This window comes from Acidovorax sp. GW821-FHT11A03 (genome assembly GCF_058809075.1).
Genome location: NZ_JBXASG010000002.1, coordinates 124147 through 150781 on the forward strand (window position 1 = coordinate 124147; position 26635 = coordinate 150781).

The 26635-nt window shown below is 65.8% G+C and carries 27 protein-coding genes; 16 read left to right on the plus strand and 11 right to left on the minus strand.

The genetic code is table 11. The features are described from left to right. Window positions 1-186 precede the first annotated feature (186 nt). The 3 genes from AC1RVY_RS04345 to AC1RVY_RS04355 are packed head-to-tail and all read right to left on the minus strand — an operon-like array spanning window position 187 to window position 4440. Window positions 187-1863: an AMP-binding protein gene (locus tag AC1RVY_RS04345; RefSeq protein WP_492805486.1), complete on the minus strand. Its 1677-nt coding sequence runs from the start codon at window positions 1861-1863 to the stop codon at window positions 187-189. 38 nt (window positions 1864-1901) lie between these two features. Then, window positions 1902-2342, minus strand: a complete 441-nt coding sequence (locus AC1RVY_RS04350) for a nuclear transport factor 2 family protein (protein WP_007854945.1) — start codon at window positions 2340-2342, stop codon at window positions 1902-1904. A gap of 28 nt (window positions 2343-2370) precedes the next feature. Next, a complete protein-coding gene (locus AC1RVY_RS04355) occupies window positions 2371-4440 on the minus strand; it encodes a 2,4-dienoyl-CoA reductase FMN-binding domain-containing protein (protein WP_492805488.1) in 2070 nt (689 codons plus the stop codon). A 143-nt stretch (window positions 4441-4583) separates the two neighbouring features. Here AC1RVY_RS04355 and AC1RVY_RS04360 point away from each other — a divergent pair, with 143 nt between their 5' ends. Continuing rightward, the gene (locus tag AC1RVY_RS04360) at window positions 4584-5141 is read left to right on the plus strand and encodes a PadR family transcriptional regulator (RefSeq protein ID WP_492805489.1); all 558 of its coding nucleotides are present in this window, start codon (window positions 4584-4586) and stop codon (window positions 5139-5141) included. Between the two features lie 471 nt (window positions 5142-5612). Here the strand turns inward: AC1RVY_RS04360 and AC1RVY_RS04365 are convergent, their stop codons facing one another. Continuing rightward, window positions 5613-6035, minus strand: coding sequence for a DUF1810 domain-containing protein (locus AC1RVY_RS04365; RefSeq protein WP_492805491.1), 423 nt, complete (start codon window positions 6033-6035; stop codon window positions 5613-5615). A gap of 149 nt (window positions 6036-6184) precedes the next feature. Here AC1RVY_RS04365 and AC1RVY_RS04370 point away from each other — a divergent pair, with 149 nt between their 5' ends. After that, the gene (locus AC1RVY_RS04370) at window positions 6185-7063 is read left to right on the plus strand and encodes an alpha/beta fold hydrolase (RefSeq protein ID WP_369641598.1); all 879 of its coding nucleotides are present in this window, start codon (window positions 6185-6187) and stop codon (window positions 7061-7063) included. Between the two features lie 67 nt (window positions 7064-7130). Here the strand turns inward: AC1RVY_RS04370 and AC1RVY_RS04375 are convergent, their stop codons facing one another. From AC1RVY_RS04375 to AC1RVY_RS04400, 6 genes are read right to left on the minus strand one after another with little or no spacing between them, the layout of a single operon-like run. Then, on the minus strand, window positions 7131-8069 hold the full coding sequence (locus tag AC1RVY_RS04375) for an NAD(P)H-dependent flavin oxidoreductase (RefSeq protein ID WP_218293370.1): 939 nt from the start codon (window positions 8067-8069) through the stop codon (window positions 7131-7133). Beyond that, the gene (locus AC1RVY_RS04380; protein ID WP_218293369.1) at window positions 8066-9076 is read right to left on the minus strand and encodes an NAD(P)H-dependent flavin oxidoreductase; all 1011 of its coding nucleotides are present in this window, start codon (window positions 9074-9076) and stop codon (window positions 8066-8068) included. Before AC1RVY_RS04380 ends, AC1RVY_RS04375 begins: the two co-directional genes overlap by 4 nt. A gap of 3 nt (window positions 9077-9079) precedes the next feature. After that, the gene (locus AC1RVY_RS04385) at window positions 9080-10186 is read right to left on the minus strand and encodes a CaiB/BaiF CoA transferase family protein (RefSeq protein WP_492805493.1); all 1107 of its coding nucleotides are present in this window, start codon (window positions 10184-10186) and stop codon (window positions 9080-9082) included. Beyond that, window positions 10183-12297: an acetate--CoA ligase family protein gene (locus AC1RVY_RS04390; RefSeq protein ID WP_218340387.1), complete on the minus strand. Its 2115-nt coding sequence runs from the start codon at window positions 12295-12297 to the stop codon at window positions 10183-10185. The genes AC1RVY_RS04385 and AC1RVY_RS04390 overlap by 4 nt, the downstream gene beginning before the upstream one ends. Window positions 12298-12334: 37 nt before the next feature. Beyond that, entirely contained in the window at window positions 12335-13483 is a 1149-nt protein-coding gene (locus AC1RVY_RS04395; RefSeq protein WP_492255452.1) for an acyl-CoA dehydrogenase family protein, read from the minus strand. A 36-nt stretch (window positions 13484-13519) separates the two neighbouring features. Further along, window positions 13520-14332, minus strand: coding sequence for an IclR family transcriptional regulator (locus AC1RVY_RS04400; RefSeq protein WP_492244396.1), 813 nt, complete (start codon window positions 14330-14332; stop codon window positions 13520-13522). Between the two features lie 188 nt (window positions 14333-14520). On the opposite strand from AC1RVY_RS04400, the gene AC1RVY_RS04405 reads away from it, so the two are divergent. The 10 genes from AC1RVY_RS04405 (at window position 14521) to AC1RVY_RS04450 (ending at window position 22100) form a co-directional block, all read left to right on the plus strand. Then, window positions 14521-15501 carry a Bug family tripartite tricarboxylate transporter substrate binding protein gene (locus tag AC1RVY_RS04405; protein WP_492805494.1) on the plus strand — a complete coding sequence of 327 codons (981 nt, stop codon included), beginning with the start codon at window positions 14521-14523 and terminating at the stop codon, window positions 15499-15501. 59 nt (window positions 15502-15560) lie between these two features. After that, the gene (locus tag AC1RVY_RS04410; protein WP_492805496.1) at window positions 15561-15992 is read left to right on the plus strand and encodes a PhlB family protein; all 432 of its coding nucleotides are present in this window, start codon (window positions 15561-15563) and stop codon (window positions 15990-15992) included. Then, window positions 15989-17164 (plus strand): thiolase family protein, encoded by a 1176-nt coding sequence (locus tag AC1RVY_RS04415; protein ID WP_492805497.1) that lies wholly within the window; start codon window positions 15989-15991, stop codon window positions 17162-17164. The genes AC1RVY_RS04410 and AC1RVY_RS04415 overlap by 4 nt, the downstream gene beginning before the upstream one ends. Before the next feature lie 34 nt (window positions 17165-17198). Further along, the gene (locus AC1RVY_RS04420) at window positions 17199-18008 is read left to right on the plus strand and encodes an enoyl-CoA hydratase/isomerase family protein (protein ID WP_369641592.1); all 810 of its coding nucleotides are present in this window, start codon (window positions 17199-17201) and stop codon (window positions 18006-18008) included. Between the two features lie 52 nt (window positions 18009-18060). Beyond that, entirely contained in the window at window positions 18061-18876 is an 816-nt protein-coding gene (locus AC1RVY_RS04425; protein ID WP_492805498.1) for an SDR family NAD(P)-dependent oxidoreductase, read from the plus strand. A gap of 104 nt (window positions 18877-18980) precedes the next feature. Next, window positions 18981-19949, plus strand: coding sequence for a Bug family tripartite tricarboxylate transporter substrate binding protein (locus AC1RVY_RS04430; protein ID WP_492805500.1), 969 nt, complete (start codon window positions 18981-18983; stop codon window positions 19947-19949). Further along, window positions 19949-20311 (plus strand): SDR family NAD(P)-dependent oxidoreductase, encoded by a 363-nt coding sequence (locus AC1RVY_RS04435; RefSeq protein ID WP_492244392.1) that lies wholly within the window; start codon window positions 19949-19951, stop codon window positions 20309-20311. The genes AC1RVY_RS04430 and AC1RVY_RS04435 overlap by 1 nt, the downstream gene beginning before the upstream one ends. Before the next feature lie 133 nt (window positions 20312-20444). Continuing rightward, the gene (locus AC1RVY_RS04440) at window positions 20445-20948 is read left to right on the plus strand and encodes a nuclear transport factor 2 family protein (protein WP_369641589.1); all 504 of its coding nucleotides are present in this window, start codon (window positions 20445-20447) and stop codon (window positions 20946-20948) included. Window positions 20949-20965: 17 nt separating this feature from the next. After that, window positions 20966-21757 carry an SDR family NAD(P)-dependent oxidoreductase gene (locus AC1RVY_RS04445; protein WP_492805503.1) on the plus strand — a complete coding sequence of 264 codons (792 nt, stop codon included), beginning with the start codon at window positions 20966-20968 and terminating at the stop codon, window positions 21755-21757. Window positions 21758-21800: 43 nt separating this feature from the next. Then, window positions 21801-22100: a putative quinol monooxygenase gene (locus AC1RVY_RS04450; RefSeq protein ID WP_492805505.1), complete on the plus strand. Its 300-nt coding sequence runs from the start codon at window positions 21801-21803 to the stop codon at window positions 22098-22100. 113 nt (window positions 22101-22213) lie between these two features. Here the strand turns inward: AC1RVY_RS04450 and AC1RVY_RS04455 are convergent, their stop codons facing one another. Continuing rightward, complete coding sequence (locus AC1RVY_RS04455) at window positions 22214-23158, minus strand: isopenicillin N synthase family dioxygenase (protein ID WP_492805960.1); 945 nt, start codon at window positions 23156-23158, stop codon at window positions 22214-22216. A 745-nt stretch (window positions 23159-23903) separates the two neighbouring features. Here AC1RVY_RS04455 and AC1RVY_RS04460 point away from each other — a divergent pair. From AC1RVY_RS04460 to AC1RVY_RS04475, 4 genes are all read left to right on the plus strand, one after another. Next, window positions 23904-24947, plus strand: a complete 1044-nt coding sequence (locus AC1RVY_RS04460; RefSeq protein ID WP_492805961.1) for an ABC transporter substrate-binding protein — start codon at window positions 23904-23906, stop codon at window positions 24945-24947. Continuing rightward, window positions 24944-25468 carry a nucleoside deaminase gene (locus AC1RVY_RS04465; RefSeq protein WP_492805506.1) on the plus strand — a complete coding sequence of 175 codons (525 nt, stop codon included), beginning with the start codon at window positions 24944-24946 and terminating at the stop codon, window positions 25466-25468. The genes AC1RVY_RS04460 and AC1RVY_RS04465 overlap by 4 nt, the downstream gene beginning before the upstream one ends. A 23-nt stretch (window positions 25469-25491) precedes the next feature. Continuing rightward, window positions 25492-26190, plus strand: coding sequence for a TetR family transcriptional regulator C-terminal domain-containing protein (locus AC1RVY_RS04470; protein ID WP_492805507.1), 699 nt, complete (start codon window positions 25492-25494; stop codon window positions 26188-26190). A 139-nt stretch (window positions 26191-26329) separates the two neighbouring features. Continuing rightward, window positions 26330-26635, plus strand: coding sequence for a 2Fe-2S iron-sulfur cluster-binding protein (locus tag AC1RVY_RS04475; protein WP_492805508.1), 306 nt, complete (start codon window positions 26330-26332; stop codon window positions 26633-26635).

Sequence of the window (26635 nt, forward strand, 5' to 3'; positions counted from 1 at the left end):
GACCCATGTGCGGAGAAATAGATCACACCGGGACACGGCATTCCCCCGGGGATCACCGCTTCGGCCCGCCCCACTGCTCGCAAGGGCTTGATCGTTCTTGGCACCACCAACATCATTCCACCGACTGTTCGGCAGCTGCAAGGCCTGGCCTCACCGCTGCAGACCAGGCCGTTGCTCAGACCCCTTTCAGGCCTCTTCGCGCAGCGACGCCCTGAGGATCTTTCCCACCGGCGACTTGGGCAATTGCTCGCGGAAAACGATCTGGCGTGGCACCTTGTAGGCCGTGAGCTGGGTGCGGCAGTGGCGCTCCACGTCCTCTGCGTTGAGCGCCGGGTTGCGCGCGACCACGAAGGCGCGCACGGCCTCGCCGGTGCCGGCATCCGGCACACCGATGACGGCGGCCTCGGCGATGTCGGTGTGGGCCGCGAGCACGTCTTCCACCTCGTTCGGGTAGACGTTGAAGCCGGACACCAGAATCATGTCCTTCTTGCGGTCGACGATGCGGATGAAACCGCCCTCCTCCAGCTGCGCAATGTCGCCCGTGTGCAGCCAGCCGTCCCGGATCGCGCTGGCACTATCTTCCTGCGCATGCAGGTAGCCGGCCACCACCTGCGGCCCTTGCACCAGCAACTCGCCGCGCTCGCCCTGGGGCAGATCGCGCCCCTGGTCATCGACGATGCGCACCCGGCAGCCCGGCATGGGCACGCCCACGGTGCCCAGGCGCGGCGTAGCCGAGGGCGGGTTGCACGAGACGATGCACGATGTCTCGGTCATGCCGTAGCCCTCCAGGATGGGGCAGACCACCGCCTGCCAGGCCTGCGCGGTCGACGTGCGCAGGGTCGTGCCACCCGAGAAGGCGTAGCGCAGCTTCGGTGGCCTGGCCTGGAACCAGGGCTCGGCCAGCAGGCCGGCGAACAGCGTGTCCACGCCGGTAGTCCACTGCACGTCGAACTGCTCGAAGGTCTTTTGCAGGTTGGACATGGGACGCGGGTTGGGCACCAGCAGGTTGCGTGCACCGACCTCGAAGAACACCAGAAAGTTCACCATGAAGGCGAACACGTGGTACATGGGCAGCACGGTGAGCATCGTCTCGCCCTGCTTCGGCCCGTCGTAGGCGTCGAGAAAATCGCGCGTGATGCGCAAGGTGGCCAGGATGTTGCCGTGCGTGATCACCGCCCCCTTGCTGCGCCCGGTGGTGCCGCCCGTGTACTGGTACAACGCCACGGGGTGGCTGTGGCGCGCGATGGGCGCCAGCGCCTGGCCGCGCACCAGCGCGTCGGCCATGCGCGACAGCGGCGCCGCGGTGGAGTCCGCAGGCCCGGCCATCTTGGCGCGGATGGCCGATGCCACAGGTTCCTCAAAGAAGTCCCACAGGCTGGCCGTGAGCACGGGCAGGCCCAGGCCCTCGGCCACAGGCTGTGCCACCGGCAGGAACAGGTCGCACACCAGCAGCAGCTTCGCACCGCTGTCTTCGAGCTGCAGGCGCAGCTCGCGCCCGGTGTACAGCGGGTTCACGTTGGTCACGATGAGCCCGGCCTTCCAGGCGCCGAACACCGCGATGGGGTAGTGCAGGCAGTTGGGCATCTGCAGCGCAAGCACCCCGCCCGCCTGCAGCCCCTGCTCGCGCACCAGCCAGGCGGCAAACGCGTCCGACAGCGCATCGATCTCCTTGAAGCTGCGCACCACGTTGGCCCCTGTGGGCAGCACGAAGGTGAAGGCGGGTTGGTCGCCGTGGTCTGCAGCGGCCTTGGCAGCCAGTTGCGCCGCGTTGGCGGGCAGTGCCGCCAGGTCCAGCTGGTAGTGGCGCAGGGCCTCAGGGTAGGAGCACTCCCAGGGCGTTGGCGATGCGGTGGTGGCGGTCATGGGCGTTGTCTCCGGTCTTTTCTTTTGTGAACGCTTCTTCAGGCCTTTGCCTTGAAGGCTGGGAGCTTGTCACCCAGCCGCGCGCCCATTTCGGCTCCCAGCGCCTGCAGGCCGCTCAGGGGACGCACCATGACTTCGAACTCTGTTATCTGGCCCTGCTCGTTGAAGCGCACCAGGTCGATCCCCTTGAGCTGCTTGTCGCCGACGCGCGCGCTGAACTCCAGCACGATGTTCAGGCCGTCGTCGGTGGCCAGCTGGCGGTGGTAGGTGAAGTCCTCGAACACCTGGATCACCGTGGACAGGGCCAGCATCAGCGCCGGGGCCGAGGTGTAGGCCGTGTTCGCCATGGGCGAGCGGAACACCGCATCGGGGTGCACGATGGAGAGCAGGTTCGACAGGTCGCGGCTGGCCACCATGTGGTGCCAGGTGTCGAGCGAGCGGGCGACGGCGGGGTGGATGTTCTTCGGGGCTTCGGTCATGGATGTCTCCTGGGGTGAGGTTGTTGGATCAGATGGCGGCGGCAAGCGTCGTGCCCTGCAGGATGGCGCGCTTGGCGTCGAGCTCGGCGGCCACATCGGCACCGCCGATGAGGTGCGCGCTCTGGCCCCCGGCCAGCAGCACGTCGTACAGTTCGCGCAGCGGCTCCTGGCCGGCACAGACCACGATGTGGTCGACATCGAGCACGCGCGGCTGGCCGTCGATGGTGATGTGGAGACCGGCGTCGTCCACGCGCTCGTAGGCCACGCCCGAGCTCATGCCCACGTTGCGCGCCTTGAGCGAAGTGCGGTGGATCCAGCCCGTGGTCTTGCCCAGCTGGTCGCCCACCTTGCTGGCCTTGCGCTGCAGCAGGTGCACCTGGCGCGCGGGCGCCTCCACCTGGGCGGCGCGCAGGCCGCCGGCCTGGGCATAGGCGGTGTCGATGCCCCATTCGTCATTGAACTTGGCGGGCGCCAGGGCCCCGCTCTCGCCTTCGTGCGTGAGGTACTCGCCCACGTCGAAGCCGATGCCGCCCGCGCCGATCACCGCCACGCGCTGGCCCACGGGCTGCTTGTCGCTCAACACGTCCAGGTAGCTCAGCACCTTGGGGTGGGTGATGCCGTCGATGTCGGGCGTGCGCGGCCGGATGCCCGTGGCCACCACCACCTCGTCATAGCCCTGGCCCGCCAGTTCCTGCGCGGCCACGCGGGTGGAAAGGCGCACCTCCACGCCATGCAGCTCCAGCTGGCGGCGGTAGTAGCGCAGGGTCTCGTAGAACTCCTCCTTGCCCGGCACCTGCTTGGCGATGTTGAGCTGGCCGCCGATCTCGCTGCCCGCATCGAACAGCACCACCGTATGGCCCCGCTGCGCGGCCGTGACGGCAAAGCTCAGGCCGGCAGGGCCGGCGCCGACCACAGCGATGCGCTTCTTCGCCGCAGCGGGTGCAATGACCAGCTCCGTCTCGTGGCAGGCACGGGGGTTGACCAGGCAACTGGTGATCTTGCCGCCGAAAGTGTGGTCCAGGCAGGCCTGGTTGCAGGCGATGCAGGTGTTGATCTCGTCGGCCCGGCCCTGGCGTGCCTTGCGCACGAAGTCGGCATCGGCCAGCAGCGGCCGCGCCATGGAGACCATGTCGGCGCAGCCCTCGGCCAGCAGGCGCTCGGCCACCTCGGGCGTGTTGATGCGGTTGGAGGTAATGAGCGGTATGCCCACCTGCCCCATCACCTGCTTCGTCACCCAGGCATAGGCCGCGCGCGGCACCTTGGTGGCGATGGTGGGGATGCGCGCCTCGTGCCAGCCGATGCCGGTGTTGAGGATGGTGGCGCCCGCCGCCTCGATGGCCTGGGCGAGCTGTATCACCTCGGCCAGCGTGGAGCCGCCCTCCACCAGGTCGAGCATGGACAGGCGGTAGATGATGATGAAATTCGGCCCCACCCGCTCGCGCGTGCGCCGCACGATCTCCACCGGAAAGCGCATGCGATTGGCATAGCTGCCACCCCATTCGTCATCGCGGTGGTTGCTGCGCGCTGCGATGAACTCGTTGATCAGGTAGCCCTCGGAGCCCATGACCTCCACCCCGTCGTAGCCCGCGTGCTGGGCCAGCGCGGCGCAGCGCGCGAAGTCTTCGATGGTCTGCTCCACCTCTTCCTCCGTGAGCGCGTGCGGCACGTGGGGGTTGATGGGTGCGCGCAGCGCGCTCGGGGCCACCAGGTCGCGGTGGTAGGCATAGCGGCCGAAGTGCAGGATCTGCATGGCGATCTTGCCGCCCTCGGCGTGCACGGCCTGCGTCACCTTGCGGTGCTGCCCGGCCTCGTGTTCGTTGACCAGCATGGCCCCGCCCTGCATGGGCCGGCCGCGCTCGTTGGGCGCAATGCCGCCGGTCACGATAAGCCCCACCTCGCCACGCGCCCGCTCGGCATAGAAGGCCGCCATGCGCTCGAAGCCGTTGGCCACCTCCTCCAGCCCCACGTGCATGGAGCCCATGAGCACGCGGTTCCTGAGCGTGGTGAAGCCCAGGTCCAGCGGGGCATGCAGGTGGGGATAGGGACTGCCGCTACCAGCAGCCTGTGGAGCCGGGGCAGGTTTCGGGACGGCGTTCATCGGGGGTCTCCTTGTTTATGCAACCAGTTGCACAAATATAGCCAGCATCACGCATTTATGCAACTGGTTGCAGAAACAACGGAGAGCAGTCCCGATTCAGGCAAGATGGCGAACTACACAGCTTTCTCCGGCGCCCTCTTCCGATGTCCCTGCCCCACGCCCTTCTCACCGCCCTGGTCGAGCACCCCTGCTCGGGCTCGGAACTCGCCGAGCGCTTCGACAAGTCCATCGGCTACTTCTGGCACGCCACGCACCAGCAGATCTACCGCGAGCTGGCGCGGCTCGAAGAAGCACGGTGGATCGAGGCCCTGCCGGCCGAGACGGGCCGCGGCCGCAAGCGCCAGTTCCGCCTGCTGCCCGCGGGCCGCAAGGAACTGCGCCGCTGGATCGCCGAGCAACAGGACCCCACGCCCCTGCGCGACGAACTCATGGTGCGCCTGCGCGCCGAGGCCGCCGTCGGCCCCACCGGTCTGGAAAAGGAAATCGCCCGCCTGCAGGCCATGCACGAGGACAAGCTGGCCGTCTACCAGCGCATCGAACAGCGCGACTTCATGGGCAAGGAAGCGAGCCGAGAGCGCCGCCTGCAGCACCTGGTGCTCAAGGCCGGCATCCTGCAGGAAGAGCTGTCGCTGGCGATCGCGAGAGAGGCGCTGGAGATACTCGGCACACCGCGCCCGCCTCCGACGCCCTCTGCCCGGTGACCACATGTCACTCGCAGCGCAACCAGCCTCCGGCGTACCCCAGTGCCAGCGCCAGCTAGTCACACCAAGCAGCACCACGCCATCGGAGCATTCAAGATGCCGAGTCCGCATGTCTCCGCCCAAGAACTATTTCAGCGTGCAGTGGACGGCCTACATGATCTTCATGGCGCTGGCGGGGAGGGATCGGCACCATGGAAGGCCCCATTCTCGGCGCGCAGCTTTCCTTGCGGTAGAGACGACGTGGGGCGGACAGGGCGTGCTGTATCTCATCGGCCCTGGTGCCATTGCCATGCTATTCGCGCTGTTTTTGCCCAGGGGCGCTTGAGGGGCAGTGCAGCAGCGCTGGAACGTGCAACCGCTGTCCGCGGGCTATCGGATGCGTACGCGCGCCACACATGTTCCAGAAAGAGAGGAGCAATATTCAAAATCAATAGCAAACAACGCTTATGGGACAAGCGGTAGATGCCATTTTCAATCGAAAAATTCGACGGTACGCGGGTCTTTGCACCCGTCGAAATACTTTTGCAGCATGGCGTGAAACACGCTGCCGGGCGCAGAAACTTCGCCAAACAGCGTCATGCTGGAGCGCAGCTTGAGATCGTCCGGCGTGCCAAACACATCCAGCGCCGAGCACGTCCCCAGGCCCAGCAGGATCTGGCAGCACTCGCGCAGCCGGCCGGCAAGCACTGGATGCGCCAGGTAGGCCTGCGCCTCGGCCAGCGACTGGATGGCATAGCGCTGGGCCACGTCGCTATGCCCCAGTCCCTTGATCTGCGGGAACACAAACCACATCCAGTGCGTGCGCTTCTTGCCCGCCCGCAGTTCGGCGATCACGCGGGGCCAGACGGGATCCTGGGCTTGCAGGAAACGGTCGAGGACAGGGGGAAGGGGCATGTTCGGGCAGTGGATGCTCGTCTGGCGGAAGTGAATGGTGACCATGAATTCACCGGAAGACAACAGTTGAATGATGACGGAAAGCCAGGGCTGGCTGCAGGTGATGTGCCCGAAACACCTGGATCAGATCACCATGCCAGAATGACCCGATGAGCACATCGACATCCGCCTCCTTTCTGTCTAGCGCAGACGGCATCCCGGTCATCACCTACACCTGGGCCGAGACCCCCGGCAAACCCGTGGGCGCCGTGCAGATATCTCACGGACTAGCCGAGCACGGCGAGCGCTACGACCGCTTTGCGAAGGCCTTGAACGCTGCCGGCTTCATCGTCCATGCCGTGGATCATCGCGGACACGGGCGCACCGCTGGTGGCAGGTTGGGGGACTTTGGCGCCGCAGGTTTCAGCGGGCTCATTGCCGATGTGGCCCAGTACGGCGCGCTGCTGCGCACGCAGCACGCCGGCCTGCCGCTGTTTCTGTTTGGGCATTCGATGGGTTCGTTTGCGGCGCAGGCGGCGATCCTGGATCACGCATCGACCTGGTCAGGTGTGTTGCTCTCAGGTTCAACCGCGCTGGATGCGCTCGCCGCAGCTATGGCCAATGCTCCCGCAGACGCGCCTGCCGGATTGGAGGCATTCAACGCAGGTTTTGAGCACCGTACGGGATACGAATGGCTTTCGCGGGACGGTGCGGAGGTCGATGCCTATGTAGCGGATCCGTGGTGTGGGTGGGATGTGCCGGACGATGTGATCCCGTCGCTGTTCGCTCCGGCTTCCCGGCTGGCGGATCCAGCGCTGCTAGCAGGTATCCGCAGTGACCTGTCAATCTTCATTGCCTCTGGCGACGCAGATCCGCTCGCGGGGGGCGGTGCGCTGATTCAGCTGCTGGGTCAGCGCTACCGCGATGCAGGCATCACCGACGTGACAGTCAAGCTGTACACGGCTGCCCGCCACGAAATCCTCAATGAGACGAATCGTGATGAGGTGACTGCCGACATCGTGGCCTGGCTGCGTGCCCATGTGGGGTAGCCTGATGCGGTGTCGCGCATTGCACGACTGGAGGCCTGACCTCGGAGGGCCTCGAGCCTGAGTCCTGCTATTTGAACGACCGATACTCCACATTCATGGACTGAACCAGTTCGGCGGCAGTCGGCAGGGACGTCACACCCGACACCGAATGCCCCGCACTCCACAGATCCGACCACCGTTGGATGACGGGTCCTTCAGATCCGCCTCCGAATTTCTTGCGGGCCTCCTGCACGGATACCGTCTCGTCCAGCCCATCGGGGTCGAGTCCGACACGGACGATGGACGGTTTCAAGAAGTTCGCGGGCAACCCCGTAAAGGCACGCGTCGCAAGCACATCGTCCATGGAGCTTTCCAGAAGCATCTGCTTGTAGTCTCCCCCAGCCAGGCTTTCCTTGGTGGCGATGAATCGCGTTCCCACGCACCCCAGGTCGCAACCCAGGACCGTCGCTGCGCGCAACGCCACACCGTCGGACAGGCCACCTGACAGCACGATGGGGCCATCGAACAGCTGGCGCACGGCGCGCACGAAAGCGAACGGGTTGGCCCAGCCGGTGTGCCCGCCCGCGCCGGACGAGAGCAGCACCAAGCCATCGACGCCCGCCTCCAGAGCACGCTCTGCATGGTGCAGCGAGGCCACATCGGCAAACACGAGGCAGCCGCCGTCGTGCAAGATGGGAATCACCGACGCGGGCGACCCGACGCTGGTGATCACCAGCTCTGCGCCGTGGCGCACGATCAAGTCCGCTTCGGCCTTGAGGCGTGCGGGGTCGCGGCGCATGATGAGATTGGGGCAATAGGGCGCCCGGCTGGGCTGTTCTTCGGCCTCGCGCTGAAGCCGCTGAAGCCAGGTCTCGAACTCGTCCAGAGACGTGCAGTTGGCCGTGGGAAATGCGCCGATGACGCCAGCGGCGCAGGCAGCGGAGACCAGTTCGATTCCCGAGACACGCAGCATGGGGGCCGCAATGACGGGCACCACCAGCCGCTCCATAAAAGGCAGTCGGTTCATTCTTGCTCCATTGAATCCAGTGAATGCACTGTGCGCAGGGCCGTGATGGCCTGCACTGCTTCGTCCACCAGGCCGTTCACGATGGCCTGCAGCGGCTCGATACGCTTGGCGAATGCGATGGCTGGCCCCAGGGAGGCCATGCCATGACGCCAGTCGCCCTCGGCGTAGCAGCGGTCGCGCGCGACCGTTCCGCTGATGAGGTCGCCGAACGCGGCGTGTTCGGTGGCGCCTGCCCGTTCGATGGCCTGAACCTGGCGCGCAGTGTCGTTGAGCAGCACGCGCCAGGTGGTGCCCAGCGATTGCAGCAGCCGCACCGTGGAGTGCTCGTCGCAGGTCAGCAGATGCTCTTTGTAGCGGGGGTGCGCCTGGATTTCCTCGCACACCAGGAAGCGGCTGCCGACGAGTACGCCGTCAAGCCCTTGGGCCAGCACCGCAGCCAATTGCCTGCCGCGGCCGATGCCGCCGCCCAGCACCACCGGCACGCTGAACTGGCCGTATGCCAGCGCCCCCATGAGCATCGTGGGCAGCTCATTCATGCCCGGGTGCCCGCCTTCCTCCATGCCGACCAGGGCAATGGCATCGGCGCCAGCGCGCTCCGCCGAAAGAGCGTGGCGGATGTTCGAGGCTTTGTGAACGACGATGGCATCTGCCTTGTGAAGAGCGGTGATGAGGTCCGCCGGTGCATGTCCGGCTGTCTCGAAGATCCTCACGCCGTGCGTCAGGGCTGCATCCATCCAGCGCGGAATCATGGTGTTGGCTTCGGGCCGGTGCGAGAGCGTGAGGTTGACGCCAAACCGTTTGCCATGGGTCAGTTCCGAGCACAGCGCAAGGGCTTCGCGGAAATCCGCTTCGCTGGCGTACGACCGGGGCGTGATGAAGCCCATGCAGCCCGCATTCACCAGCGCGGCAACGTACCGTGCGTCGGACAGCCACATGAGGCCGCCGCCCAGGATGGGGTGGTCGATCCCCAGCAGCCGGGTGATCCGCGTGTGCAAGACGCTGCCCATGGCCTACCAGCCTGAACTGCCGAGCTGCGGTGCGCCTGCAAGGTCTGCACCGCCCATTCCCTCGAGTGGAACGGGGAACCTGACCAAGGGCAAGTCTTCGCCGGGAGCGAATTTGCCGCGTGAGGCAAAGTGCGGCTGGGCGGCCAACTCTGCGGGCGGCACCACTGGCGCGGCGGGCACATCGTGCCGGCACAGCAGTTCAAAGGCCTCGTGCGAATCCAGGTGCTGCATGGCCTGCTCGATGCGCAGGTTGATCGCATCCGCCACAGATTTTCTCGCCTTGTGGGTGACGTACTTCGCGCCGTCGAAGGGAGCCAGGTCCAGCACCGCACACAGGCGCTTCCAGAAATGATCCTCCAGCGCAGCAATCGACACGTAGCGGCCATCCTTGCACCGGAAGGCGCCGTAAGCCGCCTTCACCAGCGTTGCCTCGCGCTGCGCTTGCAGCGTGCCTGCGCCTGCGGAGCGGTAGGCGCCCAGCCGCGGGTTCATCCAGTGCAAGGCGCAATCGGCCAGCGCCACGTCCAGATGCTGCCCCCGGCCGGTGGCCTGGCGCTGAAACAGCGCGGCGAGTGTGGCGGACAGCGCGTACATGGTTCCGCACAGATCGGCCACGGGCAGGCCGAAGCTCTGCGCGGGTGCGCCGTCCGGCGTACCCGAGACGGCCAGCACCCCCGCGGCAGCCAGGTAGTTGATGTCATGCCCCGGCAGGTCGGCCCAGGGACCGGTCTGGCCGTAGCCGCTGAGAGACACATAGATGAGTTGCGGATGCGCCTGGCAGAGCGAAGCGGCATCCAAGCCCAGGCGCGCCATCACGCCAGGGCGGTAGGACTCGACCACGACATCGGCCGACGCGATCAGCTCGCGGACCTTGTCGCGCTGGGCTTCGTCCTTGAGGTCCACCAACAGGCTCTGCTTGCCCCGGTTCACGGCCTCGAAAGCGCCCTGGCCCAGGTGACGGGCGTTGTCGCCATGCGGCGGGCGCTCGATCTTGATGATGCGTGCGCCCATCTCCGCCAGGTTCTGCGTCAGAAACGGCCCCGGCAGCAGCTCGCTGAAATCCACCACCGTGATGCACTGCAACGGCGGCCGGGCGGCGGTGGCCGTCATGCGGACGCTCCTTCGGCGGTTCTTTCGATGATCACGGCGTCCAGCGGCAAAACGCCTTCTCCGCGGGCGCCAATCCACACCGGGTTGAGGTCCATTTCCTCGATGCGGCCAGCGTTGTGCATCACGAAGTCCGAGATGCGCAGCAGCAGCGTCTGCAGCGCCTCCAGGTCCGCCGCTGGGCGGCCGCGCGCACCTTCCAGCAGGGGAAAGCACCGCATCTCACGCACCATCGCCGCGGCCTCGCTGGCGCTGAGCGGCAACATGCGGCGTGTCACATCGCGCAGGATCTCCACGTAAATGCCCCCCAGGCCGAAGGTCATCACGTGGCCGAACACCGGGTCGCGCGTAACGCCGACCATCAGCTCCAGCCCGCCGCGGGGCGCCATCTTCTCGATCAGCAGGCCGTCGATGTGCGCGTCGGGCCGGTGGTGCTTCGCGGCGTCCATGATGTCCGCCCAGGCCTGGCGCAGTTCGTCGGCATTTTGCAGCCCCACCTTGACGCCGCCGATGTCCGACTTGTGGACGATCTGCTCGCTGGCGATCTTGGCCACGACGGGGTAGCCCATGGCGTTGGCGGTCACCAACGCTTCTTCCATGGTGGACGCGAGCATGTTGGGCAGCAGGCCGATCCCCGCAGCCTGCAGCTGGCCTTTGGCCTGCGCTTCAGACAGGCTGAGGGTGGCGGCGGCTGGCGGCAGAACGACCACAGGCTGCATGGGCGGCTGGGTGCCACGCGAGCGCTTCCAGCGGCCATATTCAACCCAGCGCTGAATGGCCTTGATGGCTTTGCCCACCGAACGCGGCGGGGCGAAACCGCCTTCGACCAGCATGCGATACCCCTCCCCCATGCGGTCACTCATCCAGATGGGAATGATGGGTGTTGCGCAGCCTTTCTGCGCCGCGATGATGGTGCGCGCCAGCTGGATCGTGGTGTCGCCATAGTCCAGTGCAATCGGAACGATCACGCAACCGAGGTTCGGGTCCACGGCCACCGCGCTCAGCGATTTTTCGATCAGCGCAGCATCGCTCAGCACGGCGGCGGTGGTGTCCACCGGGTTGTCCAGCGCCGCGAAGTCGGGCAGCAGCGAGGCCAGCACCTCCCGCGTGTGCGGGGTGAACTGAGCGAGGGTCAGGCCTGCGGTGCCCACAGCATCCGCCGTCAACGCCGCCGTCCCGCCCGAAGAGGTGTAGATGGCCACCCCTTCGCTTGGGGGCGGCTCCGCGCGTGCGAACAGCCAGGCTGCATCGACAAGCTCGTCGATGTCATCGACCTCGATCACACCGCACTGTCTGAACACCGCGCTGTTCACCTCGGCCGACCCCGTGAGGGACGCTGTGTGCGATTGCGCCGCCTTTTGCCCGTACTCAGACTTGCCGACCTTGAGCGCAATGACTGGCTTGCCATTGGCGGCTGCGCGGTTCACGGCAGCCACGAACTTCGCGCCATCCTTGATGCCTTCCAGCAGGGTCACGATCACCTTGATGTCGGGTGCATCGGCCATGTAATGGATGAAGTCGGCCACCTGCAAGTCCACCTCGTTGCCGGTGGAGGCCCACAGGCCAATGCCAATGCCGCGGTCCATGGCCTGCATCACGTTGCGCCCCAGGCCGCCACCTTGCGTGGCCAGGCCAATGGGACCCTTGACGAGGTCGTGCGGGAAGGATGGCGAGAAAGTCAGTCCCAGGCGGTGGTTGACGTTGGTGAGGCCCGGGCAGTTCGGCCCGTACAGGCGCATGCCGCCCGCGTCGGCGATTTCCTTGAGGCGCACCTGAGCGCGTTCGCCTTCTTCGCCTGCCTCGCCAAAGCCCGATGTCAACACGATGGCAAAAAGGACGCCCCGGTTGGCACATTCCTCCGCCACGGCCAGCACGCCGGATGCGGGCACCACGATCACAGCAACGTCGGGCGTGGCTGGCAGTGACGCAACGCTGGGCCAGCAACGGTGCCCGCGGATCTCCGCCTTGGTCGGGTTGACGAGGTAGATGTCTCCGTCGAACTCGGAATGGTCCAGCAGATTGGTCAGCGTGCGCTCGCCGATGCTTTGCGGGCGGTCCGAGGCGCCCACGAGGGCAATCGAGCGAGGGCGGATCAGTCGTGAAAGGTCTGTCAATCTTGTCTCCTGGTCGTTATTGGGGTGGCGTGGAGGCTCAGGCAATCGCCGAGATGCCCAGGATTTCCCGACCTGCGATCAAGGTCTGCACTTCGGTGGTGCCTTCGGGAATCGTTCCGCCGCGCGTGTCGCGAAAGATGCGCTCAATGGGGTAGTCGGTGGCGTAACCCAGCCCGCCATGCACTTGCAGTGCCATGCTGGCCACTTCATGCGCAGCCTCGGTGGCGTAGAGCTTGGCAATGGAGCAGGCGGTGCGCGCATCGGCATTGGCATCCAGCGCGGCAGCGGCACGCAGGCTCAGTGCGCGTGCGGCTTCCACCCGGATCGTCATGTCCACGATGAGCTTTTGCACCAGCTGGAAGCTGCCGATGGGCTTGCCGAACTGTGTACGGGTGCGGGCATAGTCGATCGAGAGGTCGAGGGCCGCTTGCGCGGCGCCGACCGCACCCATGGCAATGTTGACACGGGCGCCGTCCAGGCCGATGAGCATCTTCTTGAGCGCCTTGCCTTCCTCGCCCAGCAGGTTCTCGCGGGGCACCTTGACATTGTCGAATGCCAGCTCCGCCGTGCCGGTGCTGCGCAGCACCATCGTGTCGATGTTGCGCACTTCATACGGAGACACCTCGCGCTCCACAAGGAAGGTGGAGAGCTGCCCCTGGCAGTCGGGGCTGAACGTACGCGCGACCACGATGCCGAAGTCGCCAAATGCCCCGTTCGTGATCCACAGTTTTCGGCCGTTGAGGACGTAGTGGTCCCCCTGCAGGTCTGCACGGGTCTGGACCTGGGCGATGTTGGAGCCCGTGCCTGGCTCGCTGATGGCGTTGAACACGCGGCGGTCAGATGCCAGCAAAGGCTTCAGGAAGCGTTCGCGCTGCTCCTCGTTCGCCTCTGCGGCCAGCTTGTTGATGGCCGCATTGGTGATGTTCACCATCGTGCGCAACGACAGCCACGTGTAGCCCGCCTCTTCCATGAGCATCGCCCAGGTCATCTGGTCCATGTCCATGCCGCCCAGGGCCTCGGGCAGCCTGCCGCCGATGTATCCGAACTGCGACAGCTCCTTGAGAAGCTCGAAGGGAAAGGTCTTGTCCCTGTCGTGCTGGGCGACGCGGGGAGCGACTTCGCTTTTCATGAAGCGGCGCACGCTGTCGCGCAGCATTTCTTGTTCGGAATTCATCGTTGCATACATGGCTAGGTCTCCTGGGTTGAATGCATGGATCCGCCGCTAGGAGGCGGTGGTGTCTTTGGCGCCCGCGCCGCGCCGGCCGGATGCCGTGGCGCGCAGCGTGGGAGCCGCGTTCTGGGGGTGGAACACAAGTGCCTGCACCTCTTGCAAGGCTTGCAGGCAGGCGTCCTTGGTACGGCGAAGGCGTTCGGTGGGGCCGGCGATCGACAGCGCGAGGGGTTCATCGCCCAGGTAGCCAGCGACGGCGATGGCGGCCAGGCCGTCGAAGCCTTCGTTTTCCACCCAGATCCAGCCTTGCTGGCGTGCTTGTTCGATCTGTGCCTCCAGTGCTGCGAGGTCCGTGATGGACCCGGGGGCGATCTGCTTGAGCGGCTTGAGCCGCAGCTGGCGTGCGGCTTCTTCGGGTGTACCCAGCGACAGCGCCGCCTTGCCCAGCGCGGACACGTGCAACGCAATCTTGTTGCCCACGTTTTCCACATAGCGCAGCGGATGAGTTCCCTCGGCAAACGCCAGTACCTTGACCACGCCCGCCTCCACGCGGCCGCACATCCCTGTCTCTCCCGTCTTGTCACGCAGCAACTCGCACGCTTCGGACGCCACGGCGTAGAGCGAATCACCCGCAGCGATGCCTTTGGCAATCGTGAGCAGACGGGCCGTTGGATAGAAGCGTCGGGTTCGCGCCGTCCGCATCAGGTAGCCCAACTCATGCAGCGTGTGCAGCAGATCGGAGCAGCTGCTCTCGGGAAGGTCCATCAGGCGCGCAAGGTCTGAATTGGAGAGTTCGCGGCGCTCCCGGGCAAAGACCTCCAGCAGGGCCATGGTGCGAGAAGCTGCGGGGACAATGGTTGGCATAAGTTCTCCGGTATTTCGTAGATGTCAACGAATCATAACTTTGAGGTGAGCGCGATTGCAGCAGGCCATTCCTTATGAGATTCAAATTTTCTTTTGAATGCAGCTCACAAGATTTCTTGCATTTCTACGAAATATTGAAGTATTCTACGACCAGCCGCAATGAAGTGGCAACAAAAATGGAGACAAGCATGCGTAGAACCTTCCGAGAACTGATTGTTTTTGTCATTGCCTCGTTGGCCTTTGGCGTCCTGCATGCAGCAGGAGATACGTGGCCGAGCAAGCCCATCACCTTCGTGGTGCCGTTCCCACCCGGGGGCATCACGGACAACACGTCGCGGCTTTTGGCCAAGCTGCTCAGCGCACAGCTGGGACAGTCGGTGGTGGTGGACAACCGTCCCGGTGCCGGTGGCTCCATCGGTGTGGAGTCGGCTTCGCGCCAGCCGCCAGACGGCTACACCATCATTTACGGCACGCAGGGAACGCATGGCGCCAATCTGGCGCTGTACAAGAACGTGCGCTACGACCCCGTGACGGACTTCGTGCCCGTGCATGCCATGTCGGAAACGCCGCTCATGCTGGTGATCAACCCCTCACGCCCGTTCAAGACGGTGCCCGAGCTGATTGCCTATGCCAAGGCCAATCCCGGCAAGCTCAACTACGGCTCCGCCGGTCCAGGCACGGGCACCCACCTGACGGCCGAGTTGTTCCAGACCGCCGCGGGCATCAAGATGACCCATGTGCCATACCGCGGCAGCGCGCCGGCACTGAGCGACCTGATGGCCGGGAGCATCGACCTGATGTTCGACTACCCGGCGGTGGTGTTGCCCCAGGTGCAGGCGAACAAGCTCAAGGCGCTGGCGGTCACCTCCAAAAAGCGTTTGTCCAGCTCCCCCGACGTGCCCACCGTGGGCGAGCTGGGCGTTCCCGAAGCGGAATCCACGGCCTGGGGCGCGGTGTTCGTTCCGGCCAAGACGCCGCCGGAGATCGTGAAGCGCCTGGGCGACGAGATCGCCAAGGCCATCGTTCACCCCGAAATGCTGCAAGCCACCGAGAAATTCGGCAGTGTCCCGCTCGCCGGCCTGCGCGACGCCAAGCTGGGTGCCTTCGTGAAATCGGAGATGACCCGGTGGCGTGCGGTTGTTCAGCAGTCGGGCGCCAAGCTCGATTGACGGGGTCGCGGGCACTACATGCCCGCCCCCCCACCTTTCCCTTTCACCCCCTTCTTTCTATGACCGATTCAAAGACCTCCTTGAAGCCGTTGCAGCCGACTCTGTATGAGCTGGCTGATGACGGCCACTCGCTCAACTTCTTCTTTGCGCAGTGCGGCGCCTGCAGTGGGATGAGTTTTCCTGCCAACGCACCGGGATGCATGCACTGCGGAGACCCGCTGAGCGGAGCGCAACGCGTCACGCGCCCGGGGGGCGGAGAGTTGCTGGAGTTCGTGACCCTGCACGTGCCGCTGTTGCCTGGCATGGCGGCGCCCAGCATTGCTGGAGACATCCGCATCGCGCCCGGCATCGTCGAAGAAGGTGTGATGGCCGTTGGGGACGAGACGGCGCTGAAGCACGGCATGGCGGTTCGCGCCGTTGCCGAGGTGAAGCGGGAAGAAGGTGTTTACGCCTGCCGCTTTGTGCCCGCGAATGAAGGAGCCGTGCAGTGAGCAATACCAATCAATCCATTTCAGGCAACTGGCTGGATGCCCATGGCGGTGTGTTCATCGCCGGTGTCGGTCTGCATCCCTATCAGTTCCCCACCGAGACGCCTTACACCGAGCTGGGCCTCAGGGCTGTGCGTGCCGCACTCGAGGACTCGGGTGTTTCCTGGGCCCGTGTGCAGAGTGCCTACGTGGGCACAACCTCGATTGGCATGGCCGCCGGCCGCGTGATGCTGCGCCACCTGGGATCCACGGGTCTGGCGGTGACGCAGGTGGAAAACGCGTCGGCCTCTGGATCGTTCGCTTTCCGGCAGGCATGCATGGAGGTGGCTAGCGGCATGAGCGATGTGGTGCTGGCGGTGGGCGTGGACAAGCACGGTGACGGGCGCCGCGCTGCCAACAAGGACGGACTGGAAAGGCTCAGCGAGACCGCCACCATTCCGGCGGTGAAGTTCGCGATGATGGCGCGCACCTACCTGCGCGAGCGCGGCGCCTCCGTGGAGGAGATGGCCGGCGTGGCGGTGAAGAACCACGGCAACGCAGCGCGCAATCCGTTTGCTCAGTTTCGCAAGCCCCGGACGCTGGAGCAGGTGCTCGCATCGCCGCGCGTGGTGGGCGACCTCACGGTGCAGCAATGCTGTCCACGCGGCGAAGGGGCCGCGGCGGTGATGCTGGTTTCTGGCAACGCCATCCGAAAGCTGGGACTGGATGCGCGGCGCTGCGTGCGCGTGAAGGCTTCCGTCGCAGGCAGCGAGCGCCCCGAGATGCAATACGGCGACAGCGCCGTGGAGCTGGTCCGCACCAGCGCGGAGGCCGCGTTTGACCAAGCAGGCATTGCACCCAAGGAGCTCGACCTGCTGGAGCTGCACGACGCCTTCTCCGTGGAAGAGCTGCTGTACAGCGAAGCCATCGGTGTGTGCGACCCAGGCGAGGGCGCCCGCTATCTGGCGCGTGGCGATTCGCACATCGGTGGCCGCTGCGCCATCAATGCATCGGGCGGCCTGATCGGCATGGGCCACCCACTCGGGCCCACGGGCATCGGCCAGTTGGCAGAAATCACGCGCCAGCTGCGGGGCGAGGCGGAGGGTCGCCAGCACCCCAACGCGCGCTGGGGCATGGCCCACATGATCGGGCTCGGCTCGGTCTCCGTCGCCCACGTGCTGTCGGCATCGGCCTGACGGCGCCGCACACTTCTTTGTGGAAAGCAATCCAATGACTACCCCTGACATACAGGACCTGGGCACATTGCTCTATGAGGTGCGCGACCGCGTGGCCGTGATCACCCTCAACCGGCCCGAGCGCATGAACACGCTGGGCAGCACGATGAAGCCCGACCTCGCCCGCGCCTTCTTCGAACTGGCCCGCAACGACGACCAAGTGCGCGCGGTTCTGATCACCGGCAGCGGCGACAAGGCGTTCTGCGCGGGCGCCGACATCAAGGAGCGCGCCACCGACGTGGTGCGCGGCACGGAATACTTCGTGCGCCAGAAGGCGACCCACGAACTGTTTCGCAACATCGAAGAGTTCGAGAAGCCCGTCATCGCTGCCATCAACGGCGTGGCCCTGGGCGGCGGGCTGGAGATTGCGCTGTGTTGTGACCTGCGCATCGCGGCCTCCCACGCGCGCTTCGGCTTGCCAGAAATCAAGCTGGGAGTCATCCCGGCGGCCGGTGGCACGCAGCGGCTGCCACGGCTGGTGGGTGAAGCCCGGGCCAAGGAACTGATCCTGACGGCCGACCTGGTGGATGCAGAGACGGCGCTGCGCTACGGCCTGGTCAGCCGTGTGGTGCCGCAGGCCGAGCTGATGACGGCTGCGCTGGAACTGACCCAGCGCATAGCGCAACACCCCCCGCTGGCAGTCCGTTTCGCCAAGCGCGCCATCAACCGCGGCATGCAGACCGACCTGGACTCGGGCCTGGAGTACGAACGCTACGCGGCCGCAATGATCGTGGACAGCGAAGACCGCATCGAGGGCATGCGCGCCTTCGTCGAGAAGCGCGAACCCCAATTCAAAGGACGCTAGTGCAATACCGCACTGGTGACTTCATTCAAACAACACGCACGAAAGGAATCCCATGGAACTCGGATTGAACGAACAGGTCGCTCTCGTCACTGGCGGCGGACAAGGCGTGGGCAGGCAAATTTGCATCGAACTCGCAGCCGAAGGGGCGCGCGTGGTGGTGAACGACCTTTTTGCCGAGCGTGCCCAAGCGGTGGTTGATGAAATCAACGCCGCTGGCGGAAAGGCCTATGCAGCGCCTGCGGACATCACCCAACTGGAGGAGGTCGATGCCATGGTGGCAGGTGCTGCCCAGCACTTCGGCGCGCCCATCACCGTGCTGGTGAACAACGCGGGGATCATTCCCGAGCGCCGCGAGAAAGGTGGCCGCACACCCGCCTTCGTGGATACACCCGTGGTGGACTGGGCCAAGATCGTGAACCTCAACGTCTACGGCACCATGCACTGCTGCCGCGCCGTGCTGCCCGGCATGGTCGGGCGCAAGACGGGCCGCATCATCAACATCATCTCGGAAGCAGGCCGCATCGGCGAGGCCAACATGGCCGTTTACTCGGGCGCCAAGGCGGCGATTGCCGGGTTCGCCAAGGCTCTCGCGAGGGAGCACGGCCGCCACGCCGTCACGGTCAACTCGGTGGCCCTTGGCGCCGTGTCCCACGAGGGGATCAAGGACGGCCCGCTGAACATCCACGCCACGGTGGAAAACAACGAGCTGCTGGGCAAGATGCTCAATGCATACCCCATCTCCAAGGGCGTGGGGCGCCTCTCCCGCCCAACGGATGTGTCCGGCATCGTCGCGTTCCTGGCGTCAGACCGCGCGCTGTTCATCACGGGGCAGACCATCGGTGCATCCGGCGGGTTCGCGATGGTTTGAAGCAGGGCGAAACGCTCCAGCAAGCCACTTCGGTTCCGATCATGTGGTGAGAGGTGCTGCATTCACACGCGGCACTGCCGAACACACAACAAGGAGACAAGACCATGATGAACCGCCGCCACTTCTCGGCATCCATGGGTGCTTTGGCACTCTCGCCCCCGGTATTTGCACAGAACGCTTACCCGCAGCGCCCCATCACACTGGTCGTGCCCTTCTCCGCGGGAAGCGTGGTCGATGTCCAGGCCCGTTTGATCGCACGGGCGCTGAGCGACAACCTGGGCCAGCCCATGGTCATCGACAACCGGGTCGGTGTGAGCGGGTCCATCGGCGCCGAATTCGTGGCCCGTGCGGCGCCCGACGGGTACACCCTCCTGATCGGAACGCAGGGCACGCAGGGCACCAACACCGCCCTCTTCAAGAACATCCGCTACGACCCGGTCAAGGACTTCGTGGCCATCCACGGTCTGACGGGGAACGCCAACGTTCTGGTATCCCATCCAGGCCTGAAGTTCAGCACCATGGCCGATGTGATCGCGTTCGGCAAGCAGAAACCAGGAAAACTCAACTTTGGGTCTGGTGGCAACGGTACGTCAGCGCACCTTTGCCTGGAACTATTGCAAACCCAGACCGGCGCGCGCTTCAACCATATCCCCTACAAGTCGAGCACGGCGGCCATGGTCGATCTGATCGCCGGCAACCTCGATGTGATGTTCGACTACGTGCAGACCTCCCGGGCGCAGATCCGGGACGGGAAAATTGCCGCGCTGGTCGTCACCAGCACCAGCCGCCTGACCGTGCTCGCCAATGTGCCCACCATGGCCGAGGCCGGAATCCCCAGCGTGGTGGCCATGAACTGGGGCGGTGTCTTTGCACCAGCCAACACGCCTGCGCCCATCGTCAAGCGCTTGTCCGATGCGGTGGGCCAGGCACTGAACTCGCCCGAGGTCACGGCGTCGCTGGACGCGGTTTCGAGCGTCAAGATGGGCATGCCGCACGAGCAGTTTGCCCCTTTCGTGGCCGCCGAGGCCGCCAAGTGGGGCGAGGTGATCCGCAAGTCCGGAGCGAGTCTCTGATGCCGACGCCCCAGGTAGCCGTTGTCACCGGCGCGGGCAGCGGTATCGAACGCGCGCTCGCGCTGGCCTGTGCCCGCGAAGGCATGGCGGTGGTGGCGGCCGACATCGAGGCAGAGATCCTGGCGCACACGCAGGTGCTGGTGGAGACGGCAGGCGCCGCCTGCCTGGCACAGTGTTGCGACGTGTCCGACGCCACGGACGTGGAGCGGCTGGCCGAGGCCAGCTGGAACCGGTGGGGCGGTGTGGACTGGCTATTCAACAACGCCGGCGTGGCGGTGCTCGGGACAGCCTGGAATGCCACGGACGACGACTGGCGGTGCGTGCTGGCATGGCCGCTTCTGCCATCAGTGCCGAGGATGTAGCGCGCGCCGCGGTCGAGGCGATTCATGCGCGCCGCTTCTACGTCATTCCCCATGCCCACACGGGTGCGTCCGTGAGGGACCGCAGCCAAAAGATCATGGGCGATTTCCACCACATCCACCAGGAGAGTCTTCAGTGACCGCAGTCCACCCACCAGCCGACCTTTCAGCCTCGCAGGACCTTGTCCGAGCGCTCACGGAACGCGTTGAACGCATGGAGAGCATTGAAGCCATCCGCGCGCTGCGCGCCCGATACCACGAAATGGTGAATGAGGATGCGGGGAACCGCCTCTACGAATTGTTTGCCCCCGATGCCTACGTCGCCTACGGCGGGCGTCCCGAGGTGCGGGGCCGGGACAACATCCGTGCGTTCTTCGCTGCGTTTCCGGTCCAATCGGCCCGGCAGTTCATCCATAGCCATGTCGTGCAGGTGCAGGGCGACCGGGGCACGGGGTCCAGCTACCTGGACGGTCGGCCCGTGCGGGACGGCAAGAGCTACTACGTGGTGGGCCGCTTTGACGACGAGTACATCCATCTGGATGGGCAGTGGTTCTTTCAACGCGTCACCTTGAGCGTGCACTACATGATCGAGGCTGCCGAGCGCTGGGACCACCTCATTCCCCTGCAGGTGGAGCGTTGATGCACAGCAGAGCCGCCATGGCCTTGTTGCCTTCCTTGTTCGATCTGACCGGCCAACGTGCGCTCGTGACCGGTGCCGCCAGTGGCCTCGGGCTGGCCATCGCAGAAGCCCTGCTGGACGCGGGCGCGGAAGTCGTGCTGTCCGACAGCGACGCCCAGGCATTGGACGCCGAGGTGCACCGCCTGCGCAAGACGCACGCGAAGGTGCAGCAGCGGGTGATCGACGTGAGCGATGGCGCCGATGTGGACCGCAACATCGACGCGATGGCGGCAGAGGGGCCCATCGATTGCGTGTTCGCCAACGCGGGCATGAGCGCCGGGCGCGGATTCCTGGTGGAGCCTGGGCGCCTGGAGAACGTGGACCCGGCTTCTTGGGAGCGGGTGCTCCAGGTGAACCTGAGCGGCGTGCTGGCCACGTTGCGCGCGGCCACCCGCCACATGAAGCCCCGGGGCCAGGGGCGAATCATCGTGACCTCGTCCATCGCGGGGCTGCGGGCGGAGGCGCACTCCGGATATGCCTACGTGGCCTCCAAGGCTGCGGTGAACAACGTCGTGCGCCAGGCGGCCATCGAGCTGGCGCCCTTCAACATCCTGGTGAACGCCATCGCCCCCGGCCCATTTGCCACCGGCATCAACGGAGGACGCCTGCGCCTGCCGGAAAGCGCCGAACGCATGCGCACCTACATCCCGCTTGGCCGTATCGCCCAGCCGCACGAGATCCAGGGGCTTGCGTTGCTGCTGGCGTCACCTGCCTCGAGCTACATGACCGGTGCCATCATCCCTATCGACGGCGGCGCCAGCGCGCGCTAGCGCGGCATCATCATTTCAAGCACCGACGACAGGAAGGCACACCATGATCATCGTTACCGGCCATGTGATCGCACGCCAGGACACGGAGGACACCGTTGAGCGGCTGGCCCTGGAGCATGTCCTGCGCTCCCGGATGGAGGCGGGATGCGTGTCCCACGAGGTGAGCCGCGACGCGCAGCAGCCGCTGCGCTTTGTGTTCATTGAGCGCTGGAGCGACCTGGCCGCGCTGCAGGCCCATTTCCGAGTAGAAGCCTCGCGCGATTTCGCACACTCGATGGCAAGCTTGTGTGAGGAGGCTCCGCAAATTGATGTATACGAAGCGGAAGTGATTTCCATACGCTGACGGCGTTGGTCCAAGACCAGGCAATCCAGCAAGCGGAGCACGGTATTTGGATCAAATTTTCCGAGACGCGTTTGAGGCCCCGCGACGATTCAACACAGCCCACTGCGTTGTGGTCAGTACCTATTCGAGAAGTTCGCGCTGATGCGCTGGCGCAGGTACTCCGCGCCCGTGATGGGCGGGTACTTCTTCGTCGGGCCTTCAATGAGTGCGTCCTCATTGGCTTGGCAGAAGAAAGCCAGGCTGTAGCGCGCGCCCTGGTACTCGTGCGGCAGAGGGTTGCGCACCCGGTGGAAGTTGCTGGGCAGTTGGTCGTCGCTCCAGCGCGTGAGCATGTCGCCGATATTGCAGGTGATCACGCCCTCGGCTGGCTCCACGCTGGTCCACTGGCGGCCCTCGGCCTCCTTGCCGGGCAGCACCTGCAGGCCGCCCTGGCCGGGGCGCTGGAACAGCAGGGTGAGGCAGTCAAAATCGGTGTGGGCGCCGGCGCGCCACAGGCCCAGTTCGTCCTTGAGCGCCGGATCCACCGCAAAGTAGTGCAGCATGCGCAGCGTGCTCTGGTAGGTGGGCAGGTCGGGGTCGTGGGCGCGGGTGAAGAAGTCCGCATCAAAGCCCAGCTTGTAGGCAAAGCACGAGAGCAGGCGCATGCCCACTTCCCAGCACTGGCGCTCGAATGCCAGCGTGGCGGCCTGGAAGCCGGGCAGTTCGGCCTCGGTGGGCCAGAGGCCCGCCATGCGTGGGCGCGTGACCTGGTAGGACTCCTTCTGGTCCGGCGTGCGCGTGGAGGGGCGGATCTGCGCCTTGTGCTCCCAGCCGGCGTTGCGCGACAGGGGCCACTGGGCCTTGGTGGCCTGGGGCTGGTCGAAGAAGGCCTGTGCCCTTGCAAAGGCGGCGCGGATGTCCTCGATGGGGATGCCGTGGTTCGTCACCTGGAAGAAGCCGATGTCGACCGACGCGCTCCACAGCTGCTCGGCGATTTCCTCTTTGCGGTTGTCGAAGTCGGAGATGTCGATGCAGCGCACTTCGCGCGTGGAGGTCTCGCTGTCCATCGCGCCGCCCATGCGCGATTCTTTTTCGAGCTCGCCCAGCACGTCGGGAGCGACGGTCGGTTCGTAGACGGGGGATGTGGTGGGGTTTGCGGCAGTGCTGCGCATGGCGTGATTTCCTCGTTGAGTCGTCAATGACAACAAGGCACACGGCAGGCCGCAGCAAGGAGTGAAGATGCGGCACGGCGCCATGTGGCTCTTGAAGGGGACAATGGCAGCGGCCCGCAGGCTGCGGGCCTTCAACAGGCACCACGCACCGCACGCAAGCCGCCACCGGCTTCAAGAGCAATGACCCGCCGGCCGGTCCGCGCAATGCGGATGGGCTGGACTGAACGCTTCTACTCTTACCCCGGATGCTAGCAAACAGCAGGCCAGCAATGCCGTCGCGCACTCCATAGGAAAGCCGCACCGCGCCATGCGGCCCAAGGCCCGGGCACTCACCAAACCAGGGCAGCGGCGCACCAAGCCTGCGCACCGCAAATGCGTGCCCAGCGCTTGCCAGCTCCATCGCACAGGGGGCCCCGCAGCGGCTTGCGCCAAGGCAAGATCTGGGCAAAACGTGCCTGGCGCTCAGCACGGCGCAGCGCTTTCGCGACACCGGGCACGCTTTCTGCATCAGCTCCTGCCGAGTAGAAGCGTTCAGCGCTGCCATCCCTTGCGGGTGGTGGCGCCCGGAAATTGCTCAGTTCGACCCGGTCCCGCGGCGGCACACGCCTGTGGGTGCAGGGCATTCCACCGAACCTGGGCCACCACCATGTTGATGCAACGCCGCCGCTTTCTCTCGACCACCCTCGCCTCCTCCATCGCCACCACGCTGGGCGCAGCCAGCCTGGCCGCGCCTGCCGTGGTGCATGCGCAGGGCGCGCTCACTCCGCTCAAATTCACGCTGGACTTTCGCGTGACCAGCCAGACCTCGCCCTTCTTCCTGGCGCAGGCCAAGGGCTATTTCAAGGAAGAAGGCCTGGACGTGACCATCGACGTGGGCTCGGGCTCCGTCGCGTCGATCACGCGCGTGGCCAGCGGTGCCTACGACATCGGCCTGGGCGACATCAGTTCGCTGGCCGAGTTCCACGCGCAGAACGCCGACACGCCGGTGCAGGCCATCTACCAGTACTACAACCGCGCGCCCTTCGTCATCATCGGCCGCAAGGACCGCGGCATCACCACCGATTTCCAGTCGCTCAAGGGCAAGAAGGTGGCGGCGGCCGCCGTGGAAGCCACGCGCCGCAGCTGGCCCATGGTGGCCCGCGCACTCAAGACCAGGCCCGAGCTGTTCGACTGGGTGACCACCGACTTCAGCGCGCGCGACAACGTGGTGGTGCGCGGCGATGTGGATGCTACCACCTATTTCCACGACTCGGCCGTGTCGCTGTTCGCGCGCGTGCCGGCCAAGGAACTGTCGGTGCTCGAATACAACAAGGCGGGCCTGAACCTGTATGGCAACGCCGTGCTGGCCGGCAAGCTGCTGCAGGAGAAGCCCGAGGTGGCCAAGGCATTCCTGCGCGCGAGCAACCGCGCCCTGCGCGAGGCGCTGGCCAACCCCGAGGCCGCGTTTGCCGCCATCAAGGCGCGCGAGGCCATTCTGAACATGGACGTGGAGCGCGAGCGCTGGGCCATCACGCGCCAATACCTGCAGACGGCCGAATCGCAGGCCGTGGGCCTGGGTGGCGTGCAGGGCGCCGTGCTGGCGCACCAGATCGAGGAGGTGGCGGCCGTGTTCAACCTGGCGCGCAAGCCCGCGCCCGAGCGCGTGTTCAACCCGGCCTTTTTGCCAGCCCTGGCCGACCGCAAGGTGGTGGCATGAACGGCAGCGCAGCACCCGCCGCACTGCTGCCGCAGGAGGCCACCATCGACGAGCGCGACGGCAGGTACCTGCGCCAGGCCATCGTCCTGGCCGACAAGGCCCGTGCACGCGGCAACCGTCCCTTTGGCGCGGTGGCGATCGGCGCCGATGGCAGGCTGCTGGCCGAGGCCTACTGCAATACCACTGAAACCGGCGACTGCACCGGCCATGCCGAGACCAATGCCGTGCGCCAGCTCAGCCCGCGCGTGGGGCGCGATGCGCTGGCCCAGACCACGCTGTACTCGTCGGCCGAGCCCTGCGTGATGTGCGCGGGCGCCATCTTCTGGTCGGGCATCGGCCGCGTGGTGTTCGGCATCGACGCGGTGCGCCTGCGCGGGTTCCGCGGCGAACGCGCCGAGCAGCGCGATGCCGAACTCTCGTGCCGCGACGTGTTCGCCGCATCGCCGCACGCCATCGAATGCATCGGGCCGGCCCTCATCGCGGAAGCGAGTGCCTCGCACGTGGGCTTCTGGAAGCTCTGAGCAACCAGCGACAATCGCCCACCATGCCGCCCAAAGCCCCGCCAATCACCGAACCCGAAGCCGATGGCAGCAGCAATGTCTCCGGCGCACTGCTCAGCCGCTCCAAGCAGGGGCGCGAGCGCATCCTGGGTGCGATCCGCGAAGCGGCGATTGCCGAGTTCAGCCGCCATGGCTTCAAGGGCGCTTCCACCAAGGCCATTGCCGAGCGCGCAGGCCTGACCAAGCCACAGCTGCACTACTACATCGCCAGCAAGGAAGAGCTGTACGAGGAGCTGCTGTACTCGGTGCTCAACGGCTGGTCGGGTGCCTTCCAGTTCGACAGCCAGAGCGACGACCCGAAGAAGGTGCTGAGCACCTATGTGCGCAAGAAGCTCGACTACGCGCTGGACAACCCGGGGCTGTCGCGCATCTTCACCACCGAGGTGCTGGGCGGCGGGCGCAACCTGGGCCGGTACTGGCCCGTGGCCGTGAAGTCCACCCAGCAGAAGGTGGACCTGATCGACCGCTGGATCGCCGAGGGCCGCATGCGCCCGCTGGACGCGCGCCTGCTGCTGATGCAGATCTGGGGCATGACGCAGCACTACGCCGACTACGGCGTGCAGGTGCACATCATGCTGGGCCTGGCGCCCGAAGAGACCATCGACCGCGAACCCATCGTGCGCGAGCTCACCAATTTCGTGCTGCTGGGCTGCGGCCTGGCACCCGATTTCGCACCAGAGTGAACAGGCCTGCACGCTTGCGGGCGTAGCAGCAGCGCCCATACAGCGCTTTGACCCAGGGCAAGGCAGGCCACGGCCCGAAAGCCCTGCTGGCACAGCATTTGCAATAGTTTGACCAATCGATCAAATCAAGTGGTCAAACATGCAAACCCCAGCCACGGCAGCGCCCCTGCCCGCCACGGAACCGGCTTCCTTTGAACTGGTGCTTGCGCGCAGCCAGATGCGGCTGCCCGTGCAGCCTGGCGAAAGCATGGCCGATGTGCTGCAGCTCGCCGGCATCGCCATCGACACGCTGTGCGAACAGGGCGTGTGCGGCACCTGTGCCACGCGCTGGCTGGCAGGCGCGCCCGACCACCGCGACAGCTGCCTGAGCCCTGAAGAGCAGGCCACCCATGTGGCCGTGTGCTGCGCGCGCAGCCACGGGCCCACGCTCACGCTCGACCTTTGA